The organism is Rhodoferax sp. (assembly GCF_023701345.1).
Taxonomy (GTDB): domain Bacteria; phylum Pseudomonadota; class Gammaproteobacteria; order Burkholderiales; family Burkholderiaceae_C; genus Rhodoferax.
The window spans coordinates 1-6,612 of record NZ_JAMPXE010000158.1 but is presented as its reverse complement, the minus strand read 5'-3'; the positions used below and the strand labels follow the sequence as shown (position 1 = coordinate 6,612).

Annotated in this window: 6 protein-coding genes; 1 reads left to right on the top strand and 5 read right to left on the bottom strand. The window is 62.8% G+C overall.

What is annotated here, in order from left to right; translation table 11 throughout:
- Positions 1–925, top strand: a 925-nt coding sequence (locus tag NDI87_RS15750; protein WP_296276419.1) for a LysR substrate-binding domain-containing protein, incomplete at its 5' end; no start/stop codon positions are given.
- 7 nt (positions 926–932) lie between these two features.
- Here the strand turns inward: NDI87_RS15750 and NDI87_RS15745 are convergent.
- The 5 genes from NDI87_RS15745 to NDI87_RS15725 form a co-directional block, all read right to left on the bottom strand.
- Positions 933–2,060 carry a LytR C-terminal domain-containing protein gene (locus tag NDI87_RS15745; RefSeq protein ID WP_296276417.1) on the bottom strand — a complete coding sequence of 376 codons (1,128 nt, stop codon included), beginning with the start codon at positions 2,058–2,060 and terminating at the stop codon, positions 933–935.
- 28 nt (positions 2,061–2,088) lie between these two features.
- Complete coding sequence (locus tag NDI87_RS15740) at positions 2,089–3,039, bottom strand: type II secretion system F family protein (protein WP_296276415.1); 951 nt, start codon at positions 3,037–3,039, stop codon at positions 2,089–2,091.
- A 10-nt stretch (positions 3,040–3,049) separates the two neighbouring features.
- Positions 3,050–4,024 carry a type II secretion system F family protein gene (locus tag NDI87_RS15735; RefSeq protein ID WP_296276413.1) on the bottom strand — a complete coding sequence of 325 codons (975 nt, stop codon included), beginning with the start codon at positions 4,022–4,024 and terminating at the stop codon, positions 3,050–3,052.
- Positions 4,025–4,028: 4 nt separating this feature from the next.
- On the bottom strand, positions 4,029–5,390 hold the full coding sequence (locus NDI87_RS15730) for a CpaF family protein (RefSeq protein WP_296276412.1): 1,362 nt from the start codon (positions 5,388–5,390) through the stop codon (positions 4,029–4,031).
- Between the two features lie 48 nt (positions 5,391–5,438).
- The coding region (locus NDI87_RS15725) for an AAA family ATPase (RefSeq protein ID WP_296276411.1) at positions 5,439–6,612 on the bottom strand (1,174 nt) is incomplete at its 5' end.

The following is a 6,612-nucleotide window of genomic DNA, read 5'->3' as shown; positions in this document are numbered from 1 at the left end:
GCTGCGTGCCTTTGAAGCAGCGGCGCGCCACCTCAGTTTCAAAAATGCAGCGCTGGAGTTGTCGGTCACGCCGACCGCGGTCAGCCACCAGATCAAGCTGCTGGAGACGTCGCTGGGCTGGCCCCTGTTTGACCGCTTGACACGCGCGCTGGCGCTCACGCCTCAGGGCGAGGCCATGCTGCCCAAGGTGCGCGAGGGGCTCGAATGTTTTGCCGCTGCGGTGGAAAGTGCCCATCAGCGCGTTGACCATGGCCGTCTGATCGTGGTCTTGCCGCCGTCTTTTGCCACCCGCTGGCTGGTGCCGCGCTTGCGCCGCTTTGCCTTGGCACAGCCGTCACTGAGCCTGCAGGTGATTCGTTCGCTGAACGCCATCGACGGCAACCAGGTGGCGGGTGTCGCCGCACTCGAGCCGGTGGACCTGCACCAGGAGGACTCGCTGGTGGCGATCCGCTTTGGCAACGGTGCGTATCCGGGCTACCACGTGGACCGCATGTTTGGCTCCGACTATATTGCCGTGTGCAGTCCGAAGCTGCTTGAGGCCGGCCCACCCCTGCGCGTGCCAGCCGACATGCGCCATCAGGTGTTGTTGCATGACGATGCCACCGCCAACGAGCGCTCGGGCCCGCGCTGGGAAGATTGGTTTCGCCTGGCCGGCGTGAGCGGCGCAGACACCAGGGTCGGAACGCATTTTGGCGACTCCGGCATGGCGTATGTGGCCGCACTGGACGGTTTGGGTGTGGCACTGGCTTCCAGGCCGCTGGTGGCCAACGCCATTGCGCAAGGCCGGCTGGTGGCCCCGTTTGACATTGCCGTGGGCCAGAACTATGCCTACTTTCTGGTGGTCCAGGAGTCCATTTCCGGGCGGCCGATGGTGCAGGCCTTCCGCCAGTGGCTGCTTGAAGAAGCCAAGGCAGAGGAGCACTGACGCAGCGTCAGCTCCAGCGCCAGCCGCCCTGCATGCTGGCCGCTACCTGCTTCTTCTCTGTGGCCTCAAGCCATGCGGTAATCGCCCTGCCAGCCATGTCATGACCGAGCACCAGGCGCAACTGGACACCCGCATTCAAACGCCTTGCGGGCACTGTTTGCGTCGCCACCGGCATGCGTGTCTGCAGCGCCTGCGCTGCCAGTGACTGGCCCGCCACAAACTGGATCTCGGTTTTGGCTTGCCGATAAGGCCGGGCATTGGTCAACCGGGCGGTCAATACGCCCTCGATCGCCAGGCGGTCTGCCGTGCGGCGCGCCAGTCTCGTGATGCCCACGCCGTTGGACACTTCCAGGCGGACGCCGTGCAGTTCGGCGCTGGCGGTCATGGTCGCCAGACGGGCCATGACTTCACTGTCCTGGGCTGACCCTGGGGGCAAGTCATGGACGGAAGTGCTGGCAACTTTCCCCAGGTCCGGAGCGGTCGTTTCGGTTGCCGCATGCGTGGGAGACTGCAACTCAAACACATTGGGCGCCACTGCCACAAGGCGCGGCCCGTCCTTATCTGCGGCCTCTGACGGCAGCGCCAAACCCACAGACTGGTGATTGGCCTTGGCACTGGCCAACAGAGCCAGGTTCTGCTGCGTCTGCGTATTGGACGGGTCCAGTTCACGCGCCTTGTCCAGCGCGATTTCAGCCTCGTCAAGCCGGCCGGCGCGCAGCAGGGCGTAGCCGGTGTTGTTGCGGATATGCGCACTGGCGGGCGCCAGTTCGCTGGCGCGGGCAAAAAGCTTGAGGGCCGCGCCAGTGCGATCTGACTGGGCATAAATGACCGCCAGCGCATTGAGCGCGCCCACATGATCAGGGGTCATCTCCAGAGCTTGCACATAGCGCTGGCTGGCCAGTGTGAGCTGACCTGCGCCATGCGCGGTGAGACCCATGCTGAACAGGGCTGCGCTTGAGGGCATCGCTGCATTAATGGCCGGTGCCTGCGCCACCTTGACCGGTACTGCACTGGCCTGGCCGCGGGCCGGTGCCATGCTGGAGCCTGCCAGCGGCGCGCCCGGCATGAGCGGGGCACAACCCAGCAGCGCGCCCAGCAGGGTCACGGATGCAATAGCGTTGAGTTTGAATTTCATGACAGACTCCTTGACAAATTGACAGTGATCAGCCATTCCCAGCCATGGTGGGCAGCAGGACGCGGTAAATGCTGATCATGGCCGGCCCCATGAGCACCAGCAGCAATGACGGGAAAATAAAGAAAATCAGCGGGAAAAGCAGTTTCAGCGGAATTTTTGCCGCCCGCTCCTCGGCCCTCAGGCGGCGGTGCGTGCGCATGGTTTCGGCCTCGATGCGCAGCGCGTCGGCCACGTTGGTGCCAAAACGGTCCGACTGCACCAGCATGGCCACGAACGACGCAATGTCGTCCACCCCCGTGCGCAAGGCCAGGTTGCGTAAGGCCTGTTCGCGGTTCACACCCATGCGCAGTTCCAGCGCCACCAGGTTGAGTTCTTCCGACAGCGCCTTGCTGCGCAAGCCAATTTCGCTGGCGGCACGGTTCATGGCCGCGTCCAGCCCCAGGCCGGCTTCCACGCACACCAGCATCATGTCCAGCGCATCGGGCAAAGCGTCTTGCAGCTCCTGCTTGCGCCGCTCTATCGCGTTGGCGAGCAGCCCATTGGGCAGGTAGTAACCTATGGCCGCGGTCAGCACCAGCACCAGCACCGTGGTGTTGACCGTCATTTGTATGGAACTAACACCCTGGTACAGCACAAACAGGCCTGGCAACAGCAGCGCCAGCACGCTCTTGGTGGCAAAGTAAAGGGCCGGCCACGACGCCTCGCGCAGGCCGGCCTGCATGAAACGCACGCGCAGGCTGGACTCGTCCCAACCCGCCTTGGGCATGGACAGCTTGGCCATGGGGCCTACCGCCTTGATCACCTTGGCTTGCCACTCACTGCCAGCAATCAGGCTTTTTTCGCCGCTGCCTTCAGGGTTGACCAGCTGGCTCAATCGCTGCCGCAGGGCCGGGTCGCGGCTGAACCAAAGCGTCGCGCCCCAGGCCAGCCCCGTGACGGCCAGAAAGACCAGGATCAGAATAAAAATTTGCATGTTCATGATGGCTCCCTCAGACCCGGATGTCGATGATCCGCCACATGGCAAAAATGCCGATCACCATCAGCACCAGCGCGCCGATCACCAGCTTGAAGCCCATCTCATCGGTGAACAGCACCGACAGGTACTTGGGGTTCAATATCTGAATTGCGCCGGCCACGCAAAACGGCAGCCCCCCCAGGATCCAGGCCGACAGCCGGCCTTCGGCCGACAGCACCCGCACTTTGGCAAACAGCTTGAAGCGCTCGCGCACCAGCTCGGCCAGTTTGCCGAGCAACTCGGCCAGGTTGCCCCCCGTTTCGCGCTGAATGATCACCGCCATCACAAAGTAGCGCACATCCGGGCTGGGAATGCGCGTGGCCATGTTGTTGAGGGCGTTGTCAACCGAGATGCCATAGCCGATTTCGTCGGAGGTGATCTTGAACTCGCCCGCAATCGGTTCCTGCGCCTCTGCACCGACCATGGCCAGCGCCGACGGAAACGCGTGGCCTGCGCGCAACGCCCGCGCGATCAGGTCCATGGCGTCAGGCAACTGGGCTTCTATTTGATGCAGTCGCTGGTTGCGCCGCCAAACCAGCCGCAACAAGGGCAGCAGCGCCAGCGCCACGACCACCAGCAAAATCACGACACCGGGCCAGTTCAGCACCAAGCCCGCCACCAGCCCGATCAGCGCCAGCAGGGCGCACACCGACAGCTGGTGCGACACCGTGAAGGTACTGCCGGCCTGCAGCAGCAGCCGGTCCAGCTGGTGCACCCGTGGCAGCAGTAGCAGCAGGCGCTGCACGGCCGGGGTGTGGCTAAGCACTCTTTCCCTGAATAATTTTGCCTCGCCCTCGGCGTGACCGCCGGCGGAAATGGCGCGCAGCCGTTGCGCCACCCGGCGCACCTCCGGGCTGCGGGTGTCGTTCCAGTAGGCGTAGAGCCCTTCGAACAGCAGAACCACCGCCACAAAGCCGAGGATCAATAACAGTGAAAAACTGTAGTCCATGATGTCACTCGTAAATAAGGGTTGGATCAAAGGTTTCTTCAGGTACCAAAAGGCCGTAGGACTTCAACCGGTCCATGAACGTGGGCCGCACGCCGGTGGCCCTGAAATGCCCCTGCACCGAACCGTCGGCGGCAATGCCGGTCTGCTTGAAGCCGTAGATTTCCTGCATGGTGATGATGTCGCCTTCCATGCCGGTGATCTCCTGCAGGCTGATGATCTTGCGGCGCCCGTCGTTCAGGCGGGCAATCTGGATCACGGCCATGATGGCCGAGCTGATCTGCTGGCGCATTGCATCCTGCGGCATGGCGGCGCCGCCATAGCCCGCCATGTTCTCCAGCCGTGTGAGCGCATCGCGCGGCGAGTTGGCGTGCACCGTGGCCATCGAGCCCTCGTGCCCCGTGTTCATGGCCTGCATCATGTCCAGCACCTCGGCGCCACGCACCTCGCCTACGATGATGCGGTCCGGGCGCATGCGCAGGCTGTTGCGCACCAGCGCCCGCTGGCTGACCTCGCCTTTGCCCTCGATGTTCGGGGGGCGGGTTTCCAGCCGCACCACATGCGGTTGCTGAAGCTGCAGCTCGGCGGCATCTTCAATCGTCACGATGCGTTCGTTGTGCGGTATTGACGCCGACAGCACATTCAGCAGGGTTGTCTTGCCGGTGCCCGTGCCGCCCGAGATCAGGATGTTCATCTTGGCGCGCACCATCGCTGAAAGAAGCTGGCTCAGCACTGGCGTCAGCGTGCGCTTTTCCAGCAGGTCGTGCATGGTGAACGGCACCACGGCAAAGCGGCGGATCGACAGCAGCGGGCCGTCCAGCGCCAGCGGCGCAATGATCGCGTTGACGCGCGAGCCATCGGGCAGGCGCGCGTCCACCATCGGGCTGGATTCGTCAATGCGCCGCCCCACGCGCGACACGATCTTGTCAATGATCTTCATCAGGTGATCGTCGTCAGAAAAGTTGACGTCGGTCTTCACCAATCTGCCGTTGCGTTCCACGTACACCTGATGCGGGCCATTGACCAGAATGTCGGAAATCGACGCATCGGCCAGCAGCGGCTCCAGCGGCCCCAGGCCCATGATTTCGTCAAGGATGTCCTGTACCAGTTGTTTGCGCCCCGGCGCATTCAGCGCCACCCCGGTCTCCTGCAGCAGCCGTTCCACCAGCAGACCGAGCTCTTCGCGCAGCCGCTCTGGCTTCATGTCGGCCATCACAGTCAGATCGATCCGGCTCAACAACTGGCTGTGCAAGCTGTCCTTGAGCGTGTGGTATTCCGAATGCGTGTAGGCGGCGGCAGGGTGCGCCCCGTCCGGCTCGGTCGGCAATGATTTCAGTCGGAGTTCCTGTGCTTGTGTTTGAACGTCCATGATGGTTCTCGCTTGGTAATGATTGGGGTGCTGGCGGCAGCTTCAGGTTCAATTGCCACCCGTCAGCGCCGAAAACCAGTGTTTCTTCGGCTTGAGCATGACCGGCGACAAATCATTGGCCCATGCCTGTAAAACGTGCGCTACAACATCGCGCGGCGACAGCATTGGCAGCGGAACCCCCTCATTGATCGAAGCCATGACCGCTTCATAACTGGCTGGCACCGTGCGCGCTACCTTGGTCTGTGTGACCCGCTCCAGCTCATCGAGCCCGATGGCGCCGTTTTTTTCATAACGGTTCACCACCACATTCAACTTGCCCTGCACATAACCCAGCCCTTCGAACACGGTCTCGATGCGCTTGACGTTCTGAATCGCCGGCAAGGCCAGTTGCAGGATCAGGTAAATGCGGGCCGACAGGTCCAGCGCCTTGATGGTGGTCGGGTCCAGCGTGCGGCCCACGTCCAGGATGACAAAGTCATATTGACCGAGCGCCAGTTCCAGGATTTTTTGCAATATGGCCGGCGAGAGTATTTCGATACGGTAGGGCAGCAGCGGCGCGGCCAGCACATACAAGTTCTCACGCGCGGCCAGCACGCTGGACGCCAGCAAGGCCGCATCAATGCGTTCGCCCTGGCGGGCAATGTCCAGAATGCTGGAGCCCGGCTTGCGGTCGGTCACGTTGGCCGCCAGATCGCCAAAAAACAGGTTCAAATCCACCAATAGCACCCTTTTGCCTGCCGCTGCCAGCGTATAGCCCAGGTTGCTGGCCAGAAACGTGCTGCCAGAGCCCCCCTTGGCGTTCAGAAAAGCCAGCAACTCGCCCTCGTTGTCCATCAGGCGCGAGCTTAAGGACGCTTTCTCTTGCAGGTAGTCCACGGCGCGCTGGACCGTGGTCGGGTTCAGGGGCGCTGGCAGCACGTGGCGCACACCGGCCTGCATGGCGCGCTTGAGCAACTCTATGGAAGCGTCGGGGCTGACCAGCAGCACCATCACGCCGGGCACACGCAGAGTGGCCGCTTCGATCTGCTCAAAGGCATCATTGTCAGACGTCGGAAAATCGAGCAGCACCACATCGGGTCGGTCCTTTTGCATCACGGCCAATAGCCGCCTGGCGTCACCCACATGCACATTGATCTCCACACCCGCTGGTGTGGCCAGTGTGGTGAGCAGCGCTTCGCGCTCTTGGGCGCTGGCGCAGATCAGGGAGGCTTTGAGGTTCATG

What these genes read in the sequence shown, in the direction of transcription:
- NDI87_RS15740 (WP_296276415.1), bottom strand. Translation starts at nt 3,039, where the DNA reads ATGAACATGCAAATTTTTATTCTGATCCTGGTCTTTCTGGCCGTCACG.
- NDI87_RS15730 (WP_296276412.1), bottom strand. Translation starts at nt 5,390, where the DNA reads ATGGACGTTCAAACACAAGCACAGGAACTCCGACTGAAATCATTGCCG.
- NDI87_RS15745 (WP_296276417.1), bottom strand. Translation starts at nt 2,060, where the DNA reads ATGAAATTCAAACTCAACGCTATTGCATCCGTGACCCTGCTGGGCGCG.
- NDI87_RS15735 (WP_296276413.1), bottom strand. Translation starts at nt 4,024, where the DNA reads ATGGACTACAGTTTTTCACTGTTATTGATCCTCGGCTTTGTGGCGGTG.